25 protein-coding genes and 1 tRNA gene are annotated in these 21,057 nt (G+C 37.6%); 6 read left to right on the top strand and 20 right to left on the bottom strand.

The features are described 5' to 3' along the window. Nucleotides 1-22: 22 nt before the first annotated feature. The 3 genes from GHT08_RS16325 to GHT08_RS16315 all read right to left on the bottom strand — a co-directional run bounded on the left by GHT08_RS16325 (nucleotide 23) and on the right by GHT08_RS16315 (nucleotide 2,429). Complete coding sequence (locus GHT08_RS16325; RefSeq protein ID WP_163582538.1) at nucleotides 23-1,177, bottom strand: MFS transporter; 1,155 nt, start codon at nucleotides 1,175-1,177, stop codon at nucleotides 23-25. Nucleotide 1,178: 1 nt separating this feature from the next. Continuing rightward, nucleotides 1,179-1,718 carry a PadR family transcriptional regulator gene (locus GHT08_RS16320; protein WP_163582537.1) on the bottom strand — a complete coding sequence of 180 codons (540 nt, stop codon included), beginning with the start codon at nucleotides 1,716-1,718 and terminating at the stop codon, nucleotides 1,179-1,181. A gap of 267 nt (nucleotides 1,719-1,985) precedes the next feature. Next, nucleotides 1,986-2,429, bottom strand: coding sequence for a DUF5392 family protein (locus GHT08_RS16315; RefSeq protein ID WP_018931219.1), 444 nt, complete (start codon nucleotides 2,427-2,429; stop codon nucleotides 1,986-1,988). A gap of 184 nt (nucleotides 2,430-2,613) precedes the next feature. Here GHT08_RS16315 and GHT08_RS16310 point away from each other — a divergent pair, with 184 nt between their 5' ends. Further along, nucleotides 2,614-3,333 (top strand): metallophosphoesterase family protein, encoded by a 720-nt coding sequence (locus tag GHT08_RS16310; RefSeq protein ID WP_163582536.1) that lies wholly within the window; start codon nucleotides 2,614-2,616, stop codon nucleotides 3,331-3,333. Nucleotides 3,334-3,388: 55 nt separating this feature from the next. Here GHT08_RS16310 and GHT08_RS16305 read toward each other — a convergent pair whose 3' ends face one another. The 6 genes from GHT08_RS16305 to GHT08_RS16280 all read right to left on the bottom strand — a co-directional run bounded on the left by GHT08_RS16305 (nucleotide 3,389) and on the right by GHT08_RS16280 (nucleotide 8,802). After that, entirely contained in the window at nucleotides 3,389-5,464 is a 2,076-nt protein-coding gene (locus tag GHT08_RS16305) for a heavy metal translocating P-type ATPase (protein ID WP_163582535.1), read from the bottom strand. Continuing rightward, nucleotides 5,436-5,786, bottom strand: a complete 351-nt coding sequence (locus GHT08_RS16300; RefSeq protein WP_163582534.1) for an ArsR/SmtB family transcription factor — start codon at nucleotides 5,784-5,786, stop codon at nucleotides 5,436-5,438. Before GHT08_RS16300 ends, GHT08_RS16305 begins: the two co-directional genes overlap by 29 nt. Nucleotides 5,787-5,938: 152 nt before the next feature. Beyond that, nucleotides 5,939-6,532 (bottom strand): histidine phosphatase family protein, encoded by a 594-nt coding sequence (locus GHT08_RS16295; RefSeq protein ID WP_163582533.1) that lies wholly within the window; start codon nucleotides 6,530-6,532, stop codon nucleotides 5,939-5,941. Nucleotides 6,533-6,548: 16 nt separating this feature from the next. Beyond that, nucleotides 6,549-7,205 carry an HD domain-containing protein gene (locus tag GHT08_RS16290; protein ID WP_163582532.1) on the bottom strand — a complete coding sequence of 219 codons (657 nt, stop codon included), beginning with the start codon at nucleotides 7,203-7,205 and terminating at the stop codon, nucleotides 6,549-6,551. 221 nt (nucleotides 7,206-7,426) lie between these two features. Continuing rightward, complete coding sequence (trmL, locus tag GHT08_RS16285; RefSeq protein ID WP_163582531.1) at nucleotides 7,427-7,900, bottom strand: tRNA (uridine(34)/cytosine(34)/5-carboxymethylaminomethyluridine(34)-2'-O)-methyltransferase TrmL; 474 nt, start codon at nucleotides 7,898-7,900, stop codon at nucleotides 7,427-7,429. A gap of 50 nt (nucleotides 7,901-7,950) precedes the next feature. Next, nucleotides 7,951-8,802 (bottom strand): amidase domain-containing protein, encoded by an 852-nt coding sequence (locus GHT08_RS16280; protein ID WP_163582530.1) that lies wholly within the window; start codon nucleotides 8,800-8,802, stop codon nucleotides 7,951-7,953. Between the two features lie 112 nt (nucleotides 8,803-8,914). Between GHT08_RS16280 and GHT08_RS16275 the strand changes: the two genes are divergently transcribed. The 4 genes from GHT08_RS16275 (at nucleotide 8,915) to GHT08_RS16260 (ending at nucleotide 10,404) form a co-directional block, all read left to right on the top strand. Continuing rightward, nucleotides 8,915-9,115: a helix-turn-helix transcriptional regulator gene (locus GHT08_RS16275; protein ID WP_163582529.1), complete on the top strand. Its 201-nt coding sequence runs from the start codon at nucleotides 8,915-8,917 to the stop codon at nucleotides 9,113-9,115. Beyond that, nucleotides 9,112-9,570, top strand: a complete 459-nt coding sequence (locus GHT08_RS16270) for a hypothetical protein (RefSeq protein WP_163582528.1) — start codon at nucleotides 9,112-9,114, stop codon at nucleotides 9,568-9,570. Before GHT08_RS16275 ends, GHT08_RS16270 begins: the two co-directional genes overlap by 4 nt. 136 nt (nucleotides 9,571-9,706) lie before the next feature. Further along, complete coding sequence (locus tag GHT08_RS16265; RefSeq protein ID WP_163582527.1) at nucleotides 9,707-9,973, top strand: hypothetical protein; 267 nt, start codon at nucleotides 9,707-9,709, stop codon at nucleotides 9,971-9,973. A gap of 284 nt (nucleotides 9,974-10,257) precedes the next feature. Next, a complete protein-coding gene (locus GHT08_RS16260; protein WP_163582526.1) occupies nucleotides 10,258-10,404 on the top strand; it encodes a hypothetical protein in 147 nt (48 codons plus the stop codon). A gap of 20 nt (nucleotides 10,405-10,424) precedes the next feature. Here the strand turns inward: GHT08_RS16260 and GHT08_RS16255 are convergent, their stop codons facing one another. The 4 genes from GHT08_RS16255 to GHT08_RS16240 all read right to left on the bottom strand — a co-directional run bounded on the left by GHT08_RS16255 (nucleotide 10,425) and on the right by GHT08_RS16240 (nucleotide 14,063). Continuing rightward, a complete protein-coding gene (locus tag GHT08_RS16255) occupies nucleotides 10,425-10,937 on the bottom strand; it encodes a methylated-DNA--[protein]-cysteine S-methyltransferase (protein ID WP_272953908.1) in 513 nt (170 codons plus the stop codon). A 13-nt stretch (nucleotides 10,938-10,950) separates the two neighbouring features. Next, a complete protein-coding gene (queG, locus tag GHT08_RS16250; protein WP_163582525.1) occupies nucleotides 10,951-12,093 on the bottom strand; it encodes a tRNA epoxyqueuosine(34) reductase QueG in 1,143 nt (380 codons plus the stop codon). Nucleotides 12,094-12,106: 13 nt separating this feature from the next. Continuing rightward, a complete protein-coding gene (locus tag GHT08_RS16245; protein ID WP_163582524.1) occupies nucleotides 12,107-13,807 on the bottom strand; it encodes an ABC-ATPase domain-containing protein in 1,701 nt (566 codons plus the stop codon). Between the two features lie 182 nt (nucleotides 13,808-13,989). Next, nucleotides 13,990-14,063 (bottom strand) — tRNA-Gly (locus GHT08_RS16240). Nucleotides 14,064-14,390: 327 nt separating this feature from the next. On the opposite strand from GHT08_RS16240, the gene GHT08_RS16235 reads away from it, so the two are divergent. Beyond that, nucleotides 14,391-14,525, top strand: coding sequence for a lmo0937 family membrane protein (locus GHT08_RS16235; protein ID WP_163582523.1), 135 nt, complete (start codon nucleotides 14,391-14,393; stop codon nucleotides 14,523-14,525). Nucleotides 14,526-14,564: 39 nt separating this feature from the next. Here GHT08_RS16235 and zupT read toward each other — a convergent pair whose 3' ends face one another. The 7 genes from zupT to GHT08_RS16200 all read right to left on the bottom strand — a co-directional run bounded on the left by zupT (nucleotide 14,565) and on the right by GHT08_RS16200 (nucleotide 21,047). Further along, on the bottom strand, nucleotides 14,565-15,371 hold the full coding sequence (gene zupT / locus GHT08_RS16230) for a zinc transporter ZupT (protein ID WP_163582522.1): 807 nt from the start codon (nucleotides 15,369-15,371) through the stop codon (nucleotides 14,565-14,567). 502 nt (nucleotides 15,372-15,873) lie between these two features. Then, complete coding sequence (locus GHT08_RS16225; protein WP_238343599.1) at nucleotides 15,874-17,334, bottom strand: PH domain-containing protein; 1,461 nt, start codon at nucleotides 17,332-17,334, stop codon at nucleotides 15,874-15,876. Further along, the gene (locus GHT08_RS16220; RefSeq protein ID WP_163582520.1) at nucleotides 17,327-17,809 is read right to left on the bottom strand and encodes a PH domain-containing protein; all 483 of its coding nucleotides are present in this window, start codon (nucleotides 17,807-17,809) and stop codon (nucleotides 17,327-17,329) included. The genes GHT08_RS16225 and GHT08_RS16220 overlap by 8 nt, the downstream gene beginning before the upstream one ends. Beyond that, nucleotides 17,806-18,447, bottom strand: coding sequence for an ABC transporter ATP-binding protein (locus GHT08_RS16215; protein ID WP_163582519.1), 642 nt, complete (start codon nucleotides 18,445-18,447; stop codon nucleotides 17,806-17,808). The genes GHT08_RS16220 and GHT08_RS16215 overlap by 4 nt, the downstream gene beginning before the upstream one ends. Nucleotides 18,448-18,539: 92 nt before the next feature. Next, on the bottom strand, nucleotides 18,540-19,286 hold the full coding sequence (locus GHT08_RS16210) for an ATP-binding cassette domain-containing protein (RefSeq protein WP_163582518.1): 747 nt from the start codon (nucleotides 19,284-19,286) through the stop codon (nucleotides 18,540-18,542). Beyond that, the gene (locus tag GHT08_RS16205; RefSeq protein ID WP_163582517.1) at nucleotides 19,264-20,070 is read right to left on the bottom strand and encodes an ABC transporter permease; all 807 of its coding nucleotides are present in this window, start codon (nucleotides 20,068-20,070) and stop codon (nucleotides 19,264-19,266) included. The genes GHT08_RS16210 and GHT08_RS16205 overlap by 23 nt, the downstream gene beginning before the upstream one ends. Next, nucleotides 20,067-21,047: an ABC transporter permease gene (locus GHT08_RS16200; RefSeq protein ID WP_163582516.1), complete on the bottom strand. Its 981-nt coding sequence runs from the start codon at nucleotides 21,045-21,047 to the stop codon at nucleotides 20,067-20,069. Before GHT08_RS16200 ends, GHT08_RS16205 begins: the two co-directional genes overlap by 4 nt. Between the last annotated feature and the right edge of the window lie 10 nt (nucleotides 21,048-21,057).

Below are 21,057 nucleotides of genomic sequence, written 5' to 3'. Positions count from 1 at the left end.
ATCCCTCTTGGTGAAAACCATTTTAAGATTTTAATTTAGCTAGAGGAAATAAGTATAAAATGAAAAGAACCCCCATTGCTGAATACGCTATCTTTATTCCTACTCCACCAGCTAATGTACTTGCTACCACTGGCCCGGCCATCATACCAAATGAATAGGCTGTATTATAAACAGCATAAGTTAGGCCTTGAGATGTAGCACCTGCTTCTTGAGAAATATCTGCTAACTTAGGGAGTGCAGGAGTTAAAACCATTCCAAGGGTGATGCCTAATAGTACAAGAGTAACAACTTGTAACCATATAAGAGTAGGTAAAGCGTTTAGTGGAAGTATTATTGCTGCCATTACAATACCAATCATTATTGATTTGACATACCCAATCTTAGTAGAAATAGACCCAATAAGCGGTGAAGTTAACCCATAACCAAGAGTAACCACCAAAAACAAAATCCCTATAACCCCGGCAGATATTTCTAAGTTTTCATTAAAGTGAATTGGTAATGTTGGCTCAATACTTGCAAAGATAGAAGCTCCAACAACTGCAACCCCAGCAATTATTAAAACATTTCTATTTCGTAGGATTTTAAAAGGCGATGTAAAACTTTCTGACTTTGTTTCAGGGATTTTCCTAAGCAAAACTAAACATAGTATCGCGGTAATAAGCGCAATCCCTGTAGCAATGAAAAAAGGGAAGTGGTATCCACCAAATTCATAAAGCCAACCTCCAATTGGAGGGCCCATTAATACCCCCCCGGCCTGACCAGACATGGCCATCCCCATAGCTTTTCCTCTCTCTTCTTTTTGAAACACTTCAGCTAATAATGCCAATCCAGCTGTCCATGGTATTGCCGCAGCAAATCCTTGTAGTAAACGTGCCAACACAAGAACCCAGAAACTTGTAGCGAAAGCATATATTAAAGTTGTTGCTGCAAGCGCAAAAAGGCCTAATATCAAAAGTTTTTTTCTACCCACTTTATCTGCTAAAGCTCCGAAAAATGGGGTTGCCACAAATAAGGCAAGGGCATAACTTGCAAATAATAAACCTATTTCAGATTGGGAGGCCCCTAATGACTCAGCATGAACTGGTAAAAATGGTACTACTAATCCATACATAAGCATATCTGCAAAAATTGCTAAAACCACTACAATTAAAACAGATGATTTAACGTTTCGGTTCATTTTATTTCCCTCCCTTAATAAACCTAATTATTTCTTCAATAGTTTTTAGTTGTAGTTCACATTGCTCATACATATTGTTAAAAATAAAATTTATATTATTAGGTAATTCTCCTAAAGCTTTCTGTTTTACCTCGTAACCCGCTTTCATACTATTATAAACTCTCGTAATCTCTTTTTTTTGCGTCTCTAAGCTACTTAATATTTGTTCATTATTTAAGTTTTCCATAAATGTTAATGCAGTATAAAGATGAGCTGGAAATACTACAGATGACTTAGTAAAAGAATCTATAAGTAGCTGGTTTAGTTCATACTCTCCTTTTTCCGTTATTTTAAATATTGACTTGGTTCTCAAGCCAGTACTTTCAACTTTTTCTAAGATGACTTTTCCCTCAACTTGCATTTTCTTTAAAGCGTGATAAATAGATGCTGGTTTTACATAAGCCCACATATCTGTTTGTGATGACTCCATCATTTGTTGAATTTCATATCCTGACATTGGGCCATTTACTTTTAGAAGTCCCAGAACCATAGTGCGTGTCATATATTGATCCCTCCAGAAAACACTAAATGTATAATACTAAACGTTTAGTATATGTATAAAGGTATAATACCATAGAAAAGATAAATATAATAATATAATTACAAATCCCACTAAATAATCCGATTTATGATTAAATTGTTATTAAGCTAATTAATCAGGATTTTATATATTCCGAACACCAAAAAATAGAAGGATGAGCTCATGCTCATCCTTCTATTTTTATTACGGGGGCGATCCCTCACTAGTCCTAGTCTTACCTTATCTATTTTATTCTTCCATCATCTTTCTTCTGTCATTTTCTTCTGTTAAAAAATTTATAAAGGTTTGCAGCCCCATTTTCGGCTGTGCTTTTATGAGAGAAATATAATCTTTCTTTTTGTGTTCATTTAAGATGTCACTTTTTTCAATTCTAGTTACGATGTGTTCCATCTCTAATTGTTGGATTTTTTTCTTAATGTGCTTGGATTCTTTATATAACGCCATTCCAACAGCGGCCATTAATGCATAGACAACGACAACGGCAACCATACCATTTGAAAATCCACCAAAAAACAAGAAAAAGATTAAGTTAAACACCGAGATAAACAATAACGGAACAGCAAACATCATATATTTAGCATTCTTTTTGATTAAAGGATTTATTTTATGAAATAACTTTTCTAACTCACCTTTCATAAATGCGGGAATGTTACTGGTAAAAAACGAAACCATAACGATAACCTCCTTACTAGAGTTATACCCAAATTTGTAAAAAGAAAAACCTACACCTTTTTTCATTGGTATAGGGTTCATTACAATTATCTCTATAGTACTATTATATGTTCCACACCTGTAGAACGTCAAAATCTTTGCTTTAGCAAAAGATAATACATTATGATGGGTGTGAGGTGATAAAATGAGAATCGCTTTTATTTCGGACATTCACGGAAATGCTGTAGCTTTGGAAGAAGTATTACATGATATCAAAAAGAAACAGGTTGATCGCATTGCCGTACTTGGTGACATCGCCTATCGTGGACCTGAACCATCCAAGTCAATAAACTTAATTCGGGGATTAAATACGGATGTTATCAAAGGGAATGCTGATCAATGGGTTGTTAGAGGTATTCGAGAAGGTGAAGTGCCACAGCAAGCCTTAGAAACCATGCAGCAAGAACAAGAATGGATAAGAAGCCAACTAAATGAAGAGCAAATTTCCTACCTTGAGTCTCTGCCAACAGAATTAACATTAGAAGAAGAGGGAGTCCGTCTTCATGCTTTCCATGCAACTCCAGACAGTTTATTTGATGTTGTCTTACCAAATATGAAGGACAATGATCTGTTAACAAAATTAACGACAAAAAAAGAAGCCGATTTATATTTATATGGCCATATTCACAAAGCTTACGAACGTACAGTAGAAGGTAAAACCATTATTAATTTAGGTAGTGTTGGTTTACCTTTTGACGGGATTGCCAAAGCTTCTTATGTAATAGTTGATATTGTCGCGGGACAAGTACAAACAAGTCATGTTCGAATTCCTTATGATCTTGAAAAAGTGTGCCAGCAATATGAGAAGTTTAACTATCCTAATGTAGAAAAGATGCAGAATATTATTCGCTCTGGTCGTAACTAATTGATTTTTAGTGCCCGTTCACGAGTTTTTGGTATGATCTCGTGAACAGAGGCACCTATCTATCCTTTTTTCGCATTAACCTTAATGCATTTAAAACGACCAATAATGTCGCACCCATATCCGCAAATATCGCTAACCACAATGTTAACCATCCTGGAATTACAAGTAAAAGGGCAACGACTTTCAAAGACAGCGCTAAGAAAATGTTCTCTTTTATAATCCGTAATGTTCGCTTACTTAAGTGAATCGAGTCCGGAATCTTCGATAAGTCATCTCCCATTAATGCAATATCAGCTGTTTCCAACGCTACATCCGTACCTGCCCCGCCCATAGCAATGCCAACATTTGCTTCAGCTAGTGATGGTGCGTCATTGATTCCATCTCCAACCATCGCCACACGGTGAGTCTGTTTTAATTGCTTCATATAAGAAAGCTTATCTTCGGGAAAAAGTTCTGCCTTTACTTCCGATACGCCAGTTTCTTGTCCAATTTCTTCTGCGACATTCGTTACATCGCCTGTTAACATGACCGTTTTGCTTACCCCTAATTGATGAAGATGGGTAATTTGTTGTTTTACTTTCGGTCGAGGCTGATCAGCAACCGTTACATATCCCATTACTTCGTCATCGGTGCCAATATATAATACTGTATTTGCTGACACCGACGGTAGTTCGCTCTCTTCAAACAGTTTAGCGTTTCCTATTTTATAGCGGACACCATTTATCACAGCTGCGATTCCTTTTCCGGTAAAGGATTTAAATTGTGTTGCTTCTGGCAACCGCATCCCTTGTGTTTTGTTATGAATCGCACGCGCTATTGGGTGTTCAGAGTATGCTTCTAGTGCGCCTGCTATTTGCAATAACTCTTCTTTAGTTATGCTTATAGCTTTTACTTCTGTTACTACAGGTCTACCTATTGTAAGCGTTCCTGTTTTATCAAAAGCAACTGCATCAATGTTTGCCAATTGCTCTAAATGAATTCCACCTTTGATCAGTACACCATTTCGAGCTGCATTGCCTATCGCTGTCACAATTGCAACCGGTGTCGAAATGACCAGTGCACATGGACAACCAACAACTAACACAGCTAACCCATTATAAATCCATGTCTGCCAGTCTGCGCCAAAGATTGGTGGGATAACGATTACAAGCAAAGCCAATATCATAATCGCAGGAGTGTAATATTTCGCAAAACGATCAACAAATTGTTGAGTTGGCGCTTTTTCCGCTTGTGCTTCCTCTACTAAATGAATGATTTTAGCGATCGTTGTATCCTCACTTGATTTGGTTACTTCGACTACTAATGCACCTTCCTCATTGATAGAACCCGCAAAAACAGTTGATCCATCTTCTTTTTCAACTGGAACAGATTCACCCGTAATCGCCGCTTGGTTAACGTAAGAGTTCCCCTCTATCACAACACCGTCCATTGCAATTTTTTCTCCAGGCTTAACAATCATCGTATCGCCAATTCGCACATCTTCAACATCGATTTCAATTAATTGATTATCTTTTTTTATGGTTGCTCGATTTGGTGCTACCTCCATTAAAGATTGGATCGAATTTCGCGCCTTATCCATCGAATAGCCTTCCAGTGCTTCACTCAAAGCAAAAAGGAATACAACAACCGCTGCCTCTGCCCATTCGCCAATAATCGCTGCGCCAATCACAGCAATTGTCATTAATGTTTTCATGTCAAACTGAAGTTTTAGCAAGTTTCTACTTCCTGTTTTGATCAGATCATAACCACCAATGATAATGGCCATTAGAAAGGTTCCAATTGTTAAAGGATGATGCTCTCCTATTTGGAAATAGAAGACATAGCCAATCATGACAAATAATAAAGAAAGCATCGTTAACTGGTTTTCTCTTTTTTGGTAAAAAGGAATAGCCGGTGCTTTCGTTTTTTCTGGATACACTTTAATATGGTCAAAAGCTCCTGCTTCTTCTAACTGCTTGATGGTAGCATTACCATAAACGGTTAATTTTGCAGCAGAAAAATTAACATTTACATCATCCACACTTTTAATATTACGGACATTTTTCTCAAACGTAGCAGCACAGTTAGTACATGATAAACCTTGGAGGCGGAAGACTTGTTTCTCAGCCAACGTGAACACCTTCTTCTGCATGTGCTTTCGCAATCGTCACAAGTTGATGTACATGATCGTCTTTTAATGAATAAAAAACAAGCTTTCCTTCCTTGCGATATTTCGCCAATCCCATATTGCGGAGCATCCGCAAATGATGAGATGCAGTCGCCGTCGAAGATCCAATAATATTCGCCACATCACATACGCATAGTTCTTTTTCTAATGTTAAGGCATATGTGATTTTTAATCGTGTCGCATCAGATAATGCTTTAAAAATCATTTCGACACCTGAAAGTTGTTCTATTTTCGGTTGCACACGCGCAACAACCGCTTCATCATAACAATATGTTTCACATTTCATTTATCGACACCTCATTCAAACATTCATTTGATTATTTGAATATAGTATATGATAAAAAGTAGTGAATGTCACTACTTAAAAATCAATCGGCTTGTTTAATAGATGTGAACTTACTTCTTTTTTCCCTATTCTACTCAAGAACCAATCCAGTTTCATACACTGCCTTTTTCACTAAAAGCTGATAGATGTTCTGTCTGATTATAGCTCTTAATTTTCCAAGTTTCTTCTATCCATTCGATATGATTAATACACCCGTTAACAAGTCTGGTCTTTCCTGATCCGACTTTCCCGTCTGAAAAATTGGATAAAATCGCATTAATTACTGCGCCATGAGCGATAAGTAGCACTTTCTTTTCTTTATGTATTTGATGTATGTTTTGCAATCCTTTCACAAGGCGATCCGTAAGTGCTTCAAAACTTTCCTGATTAGGGTAGTTGCCATTCGGGGATATCTCTGCACGTTTCTGAAATGTCATTCCTTCTACATCGCCAAATCCTCTTTCACGAAAGTCATTCATTTCTATTAAAGGTAAGTGCAAATACTTATTGATGATAGTTGCTGTTTCTTTCGCTCGTTGTAAGGGACTTGTTATGATTACATCCCATTCAAAATCTTGTAAGTAACGACCACACTCATTGGCTTGCGAACGGCCACTGTTGTTCAACGGAATATCTGTCTGTCCTTGAATTTTTCCTAAAGCGTTCCATTCTGTTTCCCCATGCCTTACAAAACAAATCGACGTCAAATTAACCTCTCCTTTATTATTCAGGTCTTTTAACTTCACCAACTTCTAGATAAAAAGCATTTAAAAATTGTTCCATCACAAGATGTCTTTCCTGTGCTAAACGATATCCTGCTTTTGTATTCATCAAATCTTTTAATTTCAACAATTTTTCATAAAAATGATGAATCGCGCTTGTTTTACCTTGACGGTACTCTTCTGTTGTCATTTGTTCTCGTACTTCTATTTCTGGATCATAGATTGGTTGCCCCTTTCTCCCAGCATAAACAAAGCAACGGGCAATCCCAACTGCTCCAATTGCATCTAACCTGTCTGCATCTTGAACAACTTGTCCTTCAATTGAATCGAGCTGTTTACTGTTACCGCCTTTAAATGACATATCCTTTATGATCGTTAGAATATGTTCGATAACATCTTGATCTACCTGATGTTGAACAAGCCAATCCTGAATTGCTGCTAACCCCTTCTCTTCACTTTCTACTACTTTATCATCTGCTAAATCGTGTAATAATGCTGCTAGTGTCACAACAAAAAGATCAGCATTTTCTTCAGTAGCAAGTTTTTTTGCTGTAGTCGTCACTCGTTCAATATGATACCAATCATGACCAGATCCTTCACCTAATAACTGCTTACGTACCATCTCTTCTGTCTTTTGGATTACTGTTCCCTGTTCCATTTTATCACCTCCATGAAGTTTATCGGGAAAACTGCTGAATGAAATTGTAGGATTTCCCCGTAAAGATGATTTAACCGGGAAAAGTGTCTATGAAATAGGTGAGTTTTCCCGGTAATAAGGAAATTACGGGGAAATCTATCAAATAAAATCAGAGGTTTTCCCGATAAGATATTGTAGCTGTTTTTCCGATATTCAAAAAACCACAACAATTTATGCTGTGGTTAATCTAAGCCAGGAAAGCCTTGTTGTTTCAAAACATCATAGACGATAATTGCTGCCGTATTAGATAAATTCAACGAACGAACCTTGTCTGTCATATGGATGCGAAGACAACGGTCTTCTTTTCCTTCTAACAGTTCCTTCGGAATGCCGTTAGTTTCACGGCCAAAAACGAAAAACAAATCTTTTTCACTGTCACTAAAATCAAAGTCCGAATAATATTTTGTTCCAAAGTTTTCGATATAATAAAATTCAGCATTCGGAAATGTTTCATATAATTCATCCAATGAATCATAATAATTAATCGAAACATCATGCCAGTAATCCAAACCGGCACGTCGTAACATCTTATCATCGGTAGAAAAACCGAGTGGTCGAATTAAGTGTAAATCAACATTTGTTGCCAAACAAGTTCTTGCTATATTTCCCGTATTTGCAGGGATCTCTGGTTGATATAAAACGACATGGACTGCCAATGTATTTCACCTCATATATTGCTTATTAACTTAGTCATTATACCATAATCTTAATCATTTGCACGATCTTCCTCTCCTATTCGAAAAAAACGATATTGGCAATTTGGTGTCCATGCTGCTGAATCTTCATAAGTCCAGTACCGATGACGACTGTTATTGGTGTGAGCATTCACTAACGGCATATTTTGACTATCTTTAGCAACCACAATCGTATTATGATCCCATCTGCCATCTCCTTGAAAGTCATAACAAATCACATCTCCGAGCAAAAGATCTTCTGGATTATCAAGTTCTTTTCCCTTTAACCCTGTTGTCGATCCACTTAAATACCATCTTAAAGCGTTTGCTACCGACCAACTAAAACTCCAATTATCTTGTTGGTACCACCAGCCTTTTGAACGATTGGGCGCACCATGCATTGGAGCTCCACCAGCTCTTAGACATTGCGAGATATAGTTCGTACAGTCATTATCTTCAAAAAAGCGATAGGCAGGATTAGCGTCGTTCCACCACCGTTCTGCATATTGAACTGCCGCTCTTCGGTCATATGCAAATCGAACAGAGTGTTGACCTGCTTCAATCTTCTCTGGTTTTAGAGCTGGTAGAAATGAAATCTCCTTATCTTTTACGATTTCATCATTCTCTATCGTAGCAACCCGGTGCTCTACCACTTCCTCATGGTAAAAATTATCTTGATCCTCAATAAACAATTTGATATACAAGTGATACGTTATTTCAAAGCTATCACCATGTGAAATTATATCTCGCTTTTTACCTACGATATCTATATGATTAATCCTTTTGCCATATTTCCTGTGCAACTGTTGTTTTTTGTGAAGAGAATGCTCGCTACGATTCCAGTTTTCTTTCCAATGCTTTTTAATTAACTCCCATTCTGACAAAACAATCCCCTCCCTGATTCTATGTATATTCACAAGAGTTGCAATTAGTCTAAATATAATGTAATATATACATTACATAAGTAACATATATATTACATAAAAGGAGTGACCTATGAAAAATCGAGTTAAGATTACACGGGTTATGATAAATATGACTCAAGGAGAACTAGCTAAACAGGTTGGAGTAACGCGTCAAACGATCGGCTTAATTGAAAAAGGTGAGTATAATCCGACACTTCAGTTATGTGTCGCCATTGCAAAAACATTAAACAAAACACTAGATGATTTGTTTTGGGAGGTAAATAAAGAATGAAAACATGGATATCTTTTCTATTACCAGATGACGAGTACAAAGAAAGAAAGCTTCTCTATTTTTATACAGAAGGAGCCATACTACTAGTTATTTTTCTTCTGTTAACCATTATATTCTCTAATGTAATAGCGTTTGACCACCAATTAACTATCATGATTGCTTTAGGAATATACGGAGTATATGTGATGCTTCGATATTCTCTATCTGGTATCGAATATACAGAAGTTGATAATGAAAGAGCATACAAAAAGGAATTAAAAGTTCTTACCATCAAAACAACAAGCTTTGTGATAATATTTCTGTTACTTTATATCCTTATTGTTGACTTTCCTAATAAGATGTCGGCATTTTACAATTTGATCGGGCTATTATTCTTCATCGCCATGTTGTGGTTTGTGATGGGGTTTATCTCTTTAAAATCTTCCTATCAAAAGAATAGAAAATTATCAGATTAAGAGTTTACAGTAAAGTTTCAAATCTATGACTATAATTTCATCTTATTAACATTATATTAAATGTGTTTTTTTTATGATTAATTCGTTTCCTCCTTGGGAATACGATTTGTGAATATACAAGAAGGAGGAATTAAACATGAAGAAGAAAATATTATCATTGATAGGCATTTCAGTACTGACAGTCGGTGGTTTAGCAGCTTGTGGTGAGGATGAAAGCCCTGACCCTGCAGAAGATACGCCAACGGAAGATCAAGCACCAGCGGACGAGGAGGCGCCAGCGCCAGAAGATGATCCTGCTGCTGAAGAGGAAGCACCAGCCGATGAAGAGGCACCAATGGAAGAAGATAGTGGAGACGATACCGGAGCAGAAGGTGAAATGAACGGAGACGTTGAGTTAGAATAATACTAAATAAGTAAACACATAAACGCTTGGATTTTTTAATCCAAGCGTTTATATTTTCATATTGTCTCGTTAATCATTCTAATTTAGTTCAAAATATTCCTCGAAAATGGCTGTAAACAATGTGGATTAGCTTTCTTCTATCCTATTAATTTACTCAGAATATCTTACTAACTTTTTTAATGTTAACTCTATGTAAATAATATAAATTTTAGTTAATATATGGCATTTTCAGTTGTAATTTACCATATGGATTTTTAGAATGGAATTTGAAGGAGGGATTACGGATGAAGAAAAAATGGCTATCTCTTTTAGCTGTTGCTTTCTTAGCATTTGGCGGGCTTACTGCTTGTGCTGGAGACGAAGAAAGTGACACGGAGGAAGATCAAACAGAAGAAACAACTGAGACATCTGAAGACGAAGCAGCAGAATAAAATGATATAAGGGCGGAAGATCAAACTTCCGCCCTCTCTAATTCTAGTAAATATTCTTTTTTGTCCAAGCCACCACCGTAACCGATTAACTTACCGTTTTTTCCAATCACACGATGGCAAGGAATAATGATGGAAATCGGATTTTTGTTATTCGCACCTCCAACAGCTCGTACTGCTTTCGGTGAATCAACACTTTTAGCGATATCCAGGTAAGAACATGTTTTTCCATACTCTACTTTGGCCAATGCTTGCCATACCTTTTGTTGAAAAGGCGTACCATAAAATTTATACGGTATTGAAAAGGTTTTTCGCTCCCCGTTAAAATATTGGGTCAATTGGCTAATTGTCTCTTGCAATACTTCCTTTGATTCTACTAATTTAGTAGGTAAAGCATGTTTTTCAGCCCAAGCAATAATTTCCTGTTCATTCTCCTTCATCGTCCCAAATTTAATGAAAATAAGATGCTGATCATAACTTACGAGTAAAAGAGTGCCAAGCGGTGAATCATACGGATAATAGTTCAACTCATTCATACAGAACCTCCTATTAATTGGTTGATATGGATTCAAATTGTAAACCTTTTTCCATCTCTTCTATTACTTCTGGTTCTTTTTCTCGCTGCATTGCTTGTTCGATGGCACGGAATCCTCTTTCTTCTCCAATTTTACCGATTGCCCATGCTGCTGTTCCACGGATGACGGGACGTGGGTCATCATTCATTAACTTGATTAACATATCGATAGCTGATGACTCCTTATAATGGGCCAAGGCAAGAATGGCATTACGTTGCAGTGGTTTCTTTCCACGCCACGAACCGGCCATTTTCCCGAATTTCTCTTTGAATTCACGGTTAGAAACAGCCAGCAAATCAACAAGTCTTGGTTTTACCAGATCTGGATCAGGCTCAAACTCTTCATGATGGTGAAAATCTACTCCTTTATTATACGGGCAGACCACCTGGCAAGTTTCATAACCGTAGATGTAGCTTCCCAGCTTTTCTCGATGTTCATCTGGCATAAAACCTTTCGTTTGGGTAAGAAATGCGAGACATTGCTGCGCATTTAATCTTCCCGGCTCGACGAGTGCACCTGTTGGACAAGCATCAATACATTTCGTACAAGTCCCACACCCCTCATCAAGTGGTTGATCCGCTGGAAAAGGTATATTGGTAATCATTTCACCTAAATAAATATAAGATCCATACTCCGGTGAAATGATTAACGTATTACTGCCACTAAACCCAATACCAGCCCGTTCTGCCACCGCTCGATCAGACAATTCTCCTGTATCTACCATTGAACTAAATTGGAAGCCTGGCACTTTTTCCTGTAAAAAAGAAGCTAGCTTATCTAATTTTTCTTTTAAAACGATATGATAATCTGTTCCCCACGATGCACGAGCGAATAAACCACGGCGGTCTCCTTTGACACTCTTCGGATCGTTTTTAATTCTTGTCGGATAGGCAAGTGCAATGGCAATAATCGACTCTGCACCTGGCATTAATCGTTCCGGTTCTGTTCTTTCTTCATTCGTTCCTTTTTCAAAACCTGAAGCATAGCCTAGTGCTTGCTGTTCTTCTAGCCTTGATTTAAATTCAGCGAAAGGTTCCGTACTAGCAAAGCCTATTTTATCAATACCAATTTCTTTACTATAAGTAATTAACTCTTCTTTTAGCTGTTGATATGCCATTACACTCACCTCCTTATTGAACTTTTGCTGTTCTCATGCGGTTTAAACATGCCGCAATTTCAAATCGTCTTGGTCTAGCAAGGTCACCAGGGTGTTGATTCGGGAAAGGTGCGAAAGCTTGTAGTCCTTCTTGATCCATTACATGCTCGATATCGTTAAGCAATGCAGTTAAAGATTTACCTTGCTCTAACACCCCTTTTGCTTCCATATAACGTAACAGTTCTGCGATTGCTCGAGTTTGGGAAGCATCAACTAACTGCTCCACATCTTCAAGCTGGATTGTTGACGCGCCCATCATAACTGTATATAAACCTTTTGCTTGGACTTTTTTCTTTTTCCCTTTTTGTAAGTTTAAACTTGGTGGTAAAAAGATGCGTTGATTCATATCTCTTACCAGCTTTTCCGTAACCGGCTGACGGGATACCGGCTGATTTTCCACAATTTCTCGAGCTTTTTCTGTTACATTAAATGGTTTATATTGATCCATCATGATTACTTGATCTGCCACATCAAAGTAATCACCAGAACCGCCCATTACTAAAATCGTGGATACATCCAAATCATCTCGTAATTGTTTAATTTTATCGATAAATGGTGTAATCGGTTCTTTATCTTGGTGAACAAGTGCTTGCATACGTGCATCACGTATCATAAAATTTGTCGCACTTGTATCTTCATCAATTAACAGGGTTGTCGCCCCGGCTTCAATTGCTTCCACTACATTTGTAGCTTGTGAGGTACTGCCACTGGCATTCTCTGTCGTGAATTTTGTTGTCGTTTGTCCATGAGGCAGATCATTAATAAAAGCAGAAATATTAACCGATGTTACCTGTCTGCCATCCTCCGCTCTTATTTTCACAGCGTCAGGATCAGTTAGCACGTACTCACGTCCATCACCTCGAATATGATGATAAACGCCACGTTCCAACGCTTGCAATAATGTACTTTTACCATGATAGCCGCCACCAACAATCAGACTTATACCTTTCCTGATTGCCATACCTGTTAAAGCTTCCTCACGATGTGGTAGCTTAATTTCCACTCGATTTTCTTGAGGACTTTCAAAAGGTACTGCTTTTCTTAGTGGCCGGTTGCTTACACCACTTTCCCGAGGAAGTATTGCACCATCTGCAACAAAAGCAATCCAATTATTTTCCTTCATTTTCTCTCTAATAGCAATATGTTGATCTGCTAATTGAACACTTTTTGCTAATTCATCATCTTTAATAGAGAAAATCGAGTTTTTTAAAATCGAAGGTAATATTGAAAAAAATAGTTTTTCAGCTTCTTTACCATTTATACGGCGACCGTTTGCTGGCAAACCAACTGATAAACAAATAATTGTTTTATCTTTTTTTATTTGAACTGCTGTCCGTTCGAGAATTTCCTGACCGGGCTGATCAATATGGATTAATCCGCTTTTGCCAGATCCTTTTGGTTGGTTGGATTCTTTCTTAATCGCCTTCGCTACCGATCGGGCAATATGGTCAGCTACATATATGTTTCTTTGTTTGTATTGTTTCCATTCATCTTTTATTGGACGATAAACATCTGGTATTACAATACGAATTTTCGAAGGTGAAGCAAAGGGATCACCCTGTACATAGTCCACACATACTTCATAACGGTGGAAGGAATAACTTCCTTGAATTGATTTATAAGCTTTATAACCTTTTCCATCTATATTTTGTAAGAGTTGTTGTAACTTCTTCATACTATTTACCCCTCTTATATATTGTTATTCATTCTCTACAATACAAGTTGTAAACAGTAATGCGCAAGTGTTTTAATCAGACTCTAACTTAATTTGTCGTAATTCATTTGGATAGATCATTTGATAAAATAAAAAACGTAATGCTTCATTTAAAAACGAAACACTACGTTCAACCCTATGTATGGAGCGGGTGAAGGGAATCGAACCCTCGACATCAGCTTGGAAGGCTGAGGTTTTACCACTAAACTACACCCGCATTTAATCATAAACATCATATCTATATCTTGTCTTTGCCCAATCATGTTCCTGCATCTACTAGTAAATTCATAGATGTAAATGCTTCGGAACAACTCGTAGCTTACTCGGTAGATGTATTGCTCGTGGCTGAGGTTTTACCACTAAACTACACCCGCATCTATGATTTATTAACAATTTATTAAAAACAGTTAACAATCTCTTAACGAAACCACGTTGATTATTATAACAAGCTACTTCTATGATTGCAACATTTTTTCGAAAAAAGTTTATTATTGTCGATTGTGGGTATTTTATACGTAACACATGATAAAAAGGAGTGGACTTCATGATTTGGACCATTATAGGAATTTTATTGTTAGCATGGATTATTGGATTTATATTTGAAGTTGCAGGTGGGCTAATACACATTCTACTAGTGATTGCACTTGTAGTCTTTATTGCTAAAATGATACGAAATTAGAAAAAACATTAAATTGAAAAACGGGGAAATCCCCGTTTTTCAAATGAACAATAATAAACTTAGTGCCATTATTGCCATCCCTGCAATAAGGCCGTAAATAGATGTGTGAGCTTCATCGTACTTCTTAGCTGCTGGCAGTAATTCATCTAAAGAGATAAATACCATAATTCCAGCAACGGCCGCAAATATCATACCAAACAACACATCTGATAGAAAAGGCATTAAAAATAAAAAGGCAGCTAATGCTCCAATTGGTTCAGCTAATCCTGACAAAAAGGACAATTTAAATGCTTTCTTCTTATCTCCTGTCGAAAAATAAATTGGCACCGAGACAGCAATCCCCTCTGGAATATTATGAATTGCTATGGCAATCGCAATGGCAACCCCTAAACCTGGATCTTGTAAGGCAGCTGTGAAGGTAGCAATCCCTTCAGGAAAGTTATGAATGGCAATAGCTAGTGCTGTGAATGTACCCATTTTTAATAAACTGCCATCACCATTTGGATTTTTGTTCATATCCTCTACTTTTTTCAATTCATGTGGATTGCCCTGTTTAGGAATAAATTTATCAATTAATGCTATTAAAATCATTCCTGCAAAAAATCCGATGACGGTCAGCCAGCTACCTGTTGTTTCCCCTAATTCGCCAACTAATGAGTCTTGTGCTTTCACAAAAATTTCTACCATTGAGACATAGATCATCACTCCAGCTGAAAACCCTAATGCCCAGGACAAAAATTTCGTATTTGTATTAGACGTGAAAAATGCTAATATACTTCCAACCCCAGTTGCCAAACCTGCTAGCAAGGTCAAACTAAACGCCAATGCTACCCCTTCTAATTCCATTAGCTGTACACCTCTCCTATGCAATCTATAATAGAGCAAGACTTCCATAGCGTCCGTTATCTCCCTTGTTACTTCTTTTTGAAACGGGAGCTTACGGGCGATTGTTCGTCATGGTCAAAGGACTCATTTATATATATGCCCAAATATTCAAAAAGTTTCTCATGGGAAAAATAATACTCCTAACGCAAAAATTCGTCAACTTTTTTATTTAAAATATAGTAAGCAAACACTTCGCCATTATGGAATTCAATTAACTGCTTGACCACCACTCCGGCTACCCCACTTCTCTTTTCGTGGGTTTTTGCTTGGAAAAGTTAGCTGCAGGTAAAACCTCACGGAAACGGAAGCGGGCAGCCGGAACGATGCTTTCCGTCTACATATCATTTCAAAGTGACCACCTATGATACAAAAACACTATCATGCCGCTTATTATATACTTTCCTATCTGATTAAAAAGGATAGTCAGTACGCTTTTCAGTACTAACTATCCTTCTTCACTTTATTATGATAACGGCTTTTTTCGATAAGAATACCAATCTGCTATCTGATCGACATCCTCCACTCTTAGTTCTTTTACAATAAAATGACGACCTACAAATTTATTTAAAATTGCGGTATCTAATGTGGCTAATCCTTGTTTTCGGTGTAAGATATGCTGTTTCTTTTGCAAGGACTGTAATCTCTTATGTGGAACTAAAGCGGTATCCTTACTAATGGTTCGAGATTGGACCAACAATTGCTGATCCTGAATAAGGTAACCAGATGTTTTGTATTGAAAATAACCATATATGCAGGAAAGTAACATTACTATTCCCGGTATCCAGGTGAATTCAGTAAATTGTACAGCAACGACAATCGTTGCGATCAACGGAATGATAACTGATCGAATAATATAGTAAGGTATTGCTTTCGTAGGTAATTTCACCATTCCTTCGGGTTGATATCGATATTCAGGTAATAAATCCTTTAAGAAGCTAGCAATATGTTTTTTACGCATCAGAGGGAAAATTAATGTATGCATCTCTTGATTCTGGCCAATTTCTCCACTAGCAATCTCGACATAAACTGAAGCTAACCCTAATGGCTGTCGAATAATTGTTTCCTTAATACCAACCGCTTGTATCCTCTTTAATGGAATGGTTGATTGCTTCTTTTCTAATAACCCTCTCGTTATAAATAATTCTTTGTCATATCTGGTAATGGTGAAATTCCAATACTGGATGATAGATGTTAATATACCTAGTACCCACAATAAAATTAAAACGATGACTGCTAACCCAATCAATACTTGAACAGCTTGAGAAAACACCCATTCTGTTGCCTGATTATAGAATCGATCCGGGATAAACGTTTCTAATTCTGAAAAGGCTAAACCTGCTAAACCGAGGATAATACCAAAACTTCCTGATGTTGATCCAGCAACAAATAACGCTTTCGGTGTAATTTTTTTCTGTGGATAATCGAGTTCATGTACTTCCTCTTTTAGATTCTGTTCTTCTCCGTTATCGTCAGTCTCGGTTACTTGTTTTTTGTATTTCAGCTGATCATGAAGCATTTTTCCATCTGCCATCGTTACTGCAGATAAAGCAGCATCGATCCGATGATCACTACCGGCTGTTTCAATCTGTACTTTTGTTAATCCAAAAATACGATGAATAATATTTTGAGACAGATCAATTGACTGGATCCGATGTTTGGAAATCGTTCGCTTTTTCCTTATAAGAATACCTTGTTCTATCCGAATTTGATCTTCTTCTAATTGATAAGTGTAGCGAAGCCAAGAGAAAACACTAAATAAAATAATTAAACCGATGAGAATGGAGGCACCAAGAATGACATAAAACCATGCATCATTCCCCACAGCTATAATGACAAGTGGTAAAAAACCAAATACGGAATGTCGGATTGCCTGAATGATATTAAATATCATGCCTGCAGGATGTAATCGCTTTGGTTCAGACATCATCTTGCTCCACCCTCGCTAGTTCAGAAATTTGGTCACGCAAATCGGCAGCCTCATCCTCTAATAAGGCAGGTATTTCATGTGTTGTAGCAGCTGTGGAAATCTGTAGTGTCGATAATCCATACTTCTTTAAAATCGGCCCTTGCTGGGTATCGACATGCTGTACCCGTATCATTGGCACTACCGTTCTAGTCACAATTAAAATGCCATGCTGTATGTATATTTCCTGATCATAGATTTGGTAGCGCCATCTTCTCCATCTTAATTTTGGAATAATTAGTATGGAGATAGCCCATTCTAGAACAGTTAAGACTGCTAGTACAATTCCTATCCAATATGATAGAAAATCAAAAAAATAGGCTGCAACAAATGCTCCAATTGTAATTAATAACGGTATAATTGCAATAAGTTGGGCCGTTAATTTCCACGCTTTAATCGCATCTGTTGCGATTCTTTCATTAGGTTGTTCTCTCATGTTCTCACCCCTTCATGGTTATTACGATAGTTATCATCCAATGGTTTCACATATTGGGTAAAGTCTATTATTTTTTCACATAGATTATCTAACAATAGGTGATCATGACTAATAATCAGTAATCCGATCTTTTTCTCTTGGACATGGTTCGTTATCAGTTGCCATATTTCAGCTTGCGCAATCGGGTCTAACATCGTCGTCATTTCATCTGCAATAATATAGGAAGGATGCGTTAATAGACAACGCGCAATACATATTCTTTGTAGCTGGCCTCCTGAGAGTTGGTGAGGGTAACGTTGTAACCATTCAATGGGAATCTGTAATTCTTCTAGTAATTCCTGATCGATTGGACCAGCTTCTTCTAGCACTTTCCGAATTCGCCATTTAGGATTAACGGCTTGTTCGGGATGTTGCCATATTAACTGGATCGGATGTGGGGTATTTTTTAATCTTTTACAATTGATTTCTCCCGATTCAGCAGGTAGATAACCTGTCACCACCTTGGCAAATGTTGTCTTACCTAAGCCACTGGCACCACTTATTCCAACTATTTCTCCTTGATGAAGCGTCACCGATACATTTTGAAAGAACGTTTGTTGATTTGGTAATGTAAAAGATAGATTGGTAATCTCAAGCATTCACAAGCTCCTTATTACTTGATTTTTAGATAAAACGAAACTACGCAAAACTGTTTGTTCCCTTGTTAGATTTGGCATTTAAAAAAATTATTTCATTTAATAAATGAATTCTGTGGTAGGGACTGCCATAAAGCTTTAGTAAAAGGGTGTGCTAGTTTCTGTCCATCACCTGAGAAATGATTAGCATCCGTAACTTCAACGATGCTCCCTTGATATAAAACGGCTACACGATCTGCAAGCTGAAGGACTGCATCGAAATCATGTGTAATCAAAAGAATCGCTTTTCCTGCTTGCTGCACCTCTTTTAATAAAGCAATCATCTCATTTTTTGCCTCTTTGTCAAGACCAGGAGTTGGCTCGTCCGCAATCACAATGCTGGCAGAACTACCTAATGCAATTGCTGCTAACACTCTACGTGCTTGTCCTCCCGATAGTTGAAACGGATAACGGGCTGCAATTTCAGCTTTCAGTCCCAATCGCGCTAATAAGTCGAGCATTACCTGATGAGAGTCCTCGGTTTGAATCAAGCCTTCTATTTGTTTACCAACTTTCATCAGAGGATCCAGTGCTTCTACTGATTGCGGTATCAATACGATATTTTTGCCACGGTCATAATGATTAACCTGACGACCGCTATATAATACCTCTCCTTTGTAACATAGGTTTTCAGGTAGCAACTGCAAAATAGCTTGTGCTAATAAGCTTTTACCTGATCCACTGGATCCTACAAGCGCCAAGACTTGCCCTTTGGATAACGAAAAGTCGATATCTTCTAGCAAATAATGTTCTGATTGCTGATGAAAAACAGATAAGCCATTAACCGTTAAAATAGTGTTCATAGGAACGATCCCTTTCTAAATGGTGTTTGAATGCATTGGCAAAACGTTGAAATAGCAACATCATCAATAACAGTGTCACACCTGGAAAAAAGGCAAGCCACCACATACCTGAAGATAAATACTGCATCGATTCCGATAAAATAATACCAATCGCCGGTTGTTCTGCTGCTAAACCAAATCCTAAGAATGTGATCGATGCTTCATGCAGTATTGCATGTGGAAATATTAAGGTAAAGCCTACCATTAATTGCGGAAACAGGTGTGGAATAAAATGATGTCTTGCCCTCCACCAAAACCGTTTCCCCTGTTGTTTCGATATTTGGATATATGGCATGGTCTGTAACTGTAAAAGCTCCGCCCTGAGTACCCTCGTAATCGCCGGCCAGTGGGTCAGCATGAGACCAATTACTACTCCCTTAAATCCACCACCTAAAACAAATGAAATTAATATTAATGTAACTAGATGTGGTAAGCTCAAAAATAAATCGATCAACCAGGAGACCATCTTATCCAGATAGGGATGGACTATTGCCAAGAGACTCAGCAATAATCCTAAACTGGTCGAAAGCAATGCCGTCACCACACCAAGTGTAATACTAAGTTGAATCCCTTTCAACGTTCGGAGTAACATATCGCGTCCTAGCCAGTCCGTTCCGAACAAATGCGATAAACTCGGTGCTTGATTTTTATTCGTTAATTCCAAACTTATTGTATCTTTAATTAGAAATGATAGTACATAGCAAGTTAGAAATAGAAAAAGCGGGATCATCATGTTTTTATTCATGAACTTTTCCCCCCTTTTCGTAAACGTGGGTCTAAAACGAGATATAAGATATCTGCTATCCAATTTCCAACGAAAACAAACACGGCACTAATCAGAACAATTGCGAGAAAAAGTGGCATATCACCTTGCAGACCAGCATCCACCACCGCTTGTCCTAATCCAGGATAACTGAATACTTGCTCAGCGATTATTGCACCACCAAATAATTCACCAAAAGAGGCAAAGTGTACCGAAATAGCTGGTAACAACATATTACGTAAGCCATGTCTCCTAAATAAGCGGATACCTTGATAACCATTAGCTCTCGCCTGGTGAATATAAGGGGTGTTGAGTACATCTATCAATTTTTCTCGTGTATGTAAACAGACATTGGAAACACCAATAATACTAAGTGTTAAAGCTGGTAAAATAGCATGATAAAGGCGATCAAGTAAGGTGACGTCCCCTGTAGTCATGCCTATCGGGGCACTTAATCCTGTTGGAAAAATACCAAGCCAGACCGAAAACACCATTAAGAGTAATAGTCCTAGCCAAAACCCTGGTGTAGAAAGTAACAAATAACAATACCCTTTGATAACGTGGTCGAGCCATGATCCCTTTTTCATGGCAGCAACAGAGCCTAATACAATCCCTAAGATTCCTGACATAAGCCAAGCGAGAGTAATTAATAGAATCGAAGAGAAAAACCGATCAGCTATTACCTCTGTTACAGGCACTCGATGGATTAATGATGTACCAAAATCACCTGATAGAATACTAGAAATCCATTGTACATATTGAGTGAAAAGAGGTTGATCCAATCCCCAATATGCTTCGATCTGCTCCCGTTGTTCCGGACTTACCAGCAGCATATCTGTACCAATATATGCTCTTATCGGATCAACCGGAGACATGCTGACAAGTAAAAAAGTAAGGAGACTTACCGTAAACAGCAATATCACTAATCGTACCAATTTCTTTATAATCGCAATTGCCATTTACGTTCGT

This window comes from Gracilibacillus saliphilus, from assembly GCF_010994085.1.
GTDB classification, from domain to species: domain Bacteria; phylum Bacillota; class Bacilli; order Bacillales; family Amphibacillaceae; genus Gracilibacillus; species Gracilibacillus lacisalsi.
The sequence above is the reverse complement of the archived record's forward strand: the minus strand, read 5'-3'. Positions and strand labels throughout refer to the sequence as shown.

Bases quoted from the DNA above. Each gene is read 5' to 3' on its own strand.
- GHT08_RS16270 (WP_163582528.1), top strand. From the start codon at position 9,112: ATGAAAACATGGATATCTTTTCTATTACCAGATGACGAGTACAAAGAA.
- GHT08_RS16220 (WP_163582520.1), bottom strand. From the start codon at position 17,809: ATGAGAGAACAACCTAATGAAAGAATCGCAACAGATGCGATTAAAGCG.
- GHT08_RS16260 (WP_163582526.1), top strand. From the start codon at position 10,258: ATGAAGAAAAAATGGCTATCTCTTTTAGCTGTTGCTTTCTTAGCATTT.
- zupT (WP_163582522.1), bottom strand. From the start codon at position 15,371: ATGGAATTAGAAGGGGTAGCATTGGCGTTTAGTTTGACCTTGCTAGCA.
- GHT08_RS16290 (WP_163582532.1), bottom strand. From the start codon at position 7,205: ATGGAACAGGGAACAGTAATCCAAAAGACAGAAGAGATGGTACGTAAG.
- GHT08_RS16225 (WP_238343599.1), bottom strand. From the start codon at position 17,334: ATGTCTGAACCAAAGCGATTACATCCTGCAGGCATGATATTTAATATC.
- GHT08_RS16265 (WP_163582527.1), top strand. From the start codon at position 9,707: ATGAAGAAGAAAATATTATCATTGATAGGCATTTCAGTACTGACAGTC.
- GHT08_RS16215 (WP_163582519.1), bottom strand. From the start codon at position 18,447: ATGCTTGAGATTACCAATCTATCTTTTACATTACCAAATCAACAAACG.
- GHT08_RS16235 (WP_163582523.1), top strand. From the start codon at position 14,391: ATGATTTGGACCATTATAGGAATTTTATTGTTAGCATGGATTATTGGA.
- GHT08_RS16275 (WP_163582529.1), top strand. From the start codon at position 8,915: ATGAAAAATCGAGTTAAGATTACACGGGTTATGATAAATATGACTCAA.
- GHT08_RS16255 (WP_272953908.1), bottom strand. From the start codon at position 10,937: ATGAATGAGTTGAACTATTATCCGTATGATTCACCGCTTGGCACTCTT.
- GHT08_RS16320 (WP_163582537.1), bottom strand. From the start codon at position 1,718: ATGACACGCACTATGGTTCTGGGACTTCTAAAAGTAAATGGCCCAATG.
- GHT08_RS16315 (WP_018931219.1), bottom strand. From the start codon at position 2,429: ATGGTTTCGTTTTTTACCAGTAACATTCCCGCATTTATGAAAGGTGAG.
- GHT08_RS16200 (WP_163582516.1), bottom strand. From the start codon at position 21,047: ATGGCAATTGCGATTATAAAGAAATTGGTACGATTAGTGATATTGCTG.
- GHT08_RS16245 (WP_163582524.1), bottom strand. From the start codon at position 13,807: ATGAAGAAGTTACAACAACTCTTACAAAATATAGATGGAAAAGGTTAT.
- queG (WP_163582525.1), bottom strand. From the start codon at position 12,093: ATGGCATATCAACAGCTAAAAGAAGAGTTAATTACTTATAGTAAAGAA.
- GHT08_RS16310 (WP_163582536.1), top strand. From the start codon at position 2,614: ATGAGAATCGCTTTTATTTCGGACATTCACGGAAATGCTGTAGCTTTG.
- GHT08_RS16300 (WP_163582534.1), bottom strand. From the start codon at position 5,786: ATGAAATGTGAAACATATTGTTATGATGAAGCGGTTGTTGCGCGTGTG.
- GHT08_RS16210 (WP_163582518.1), bottom strand. From the start codon at position 19,286: ATGAACACTATTTTAACGGTTAATGGCTTATCTGTTTTTCATCAGCAA.
- GHT08_RS16305 (WP_163582535.1), bottom strand. From the start codon at position 5,464: ATGCAGAAGAAGGTGTTCACGTTGGCTGAGAAACAAGTCTTCCGCCTC.
- GHT08_RS16325 (WP_163582538.1), bottom strand. From the start codon at position 1,177: ATGAACCGAAACGTTAAATCATCTGTTTTAATTGTAGTGGTTTTAGCA.
- GHT08_RS16205 (WP_163582517.1), bottom strand. From the start codon at position 20,070: ATGAATAAAAACATGATGATCCCGCTTTTTCTATTTCTAACTTGCTAT.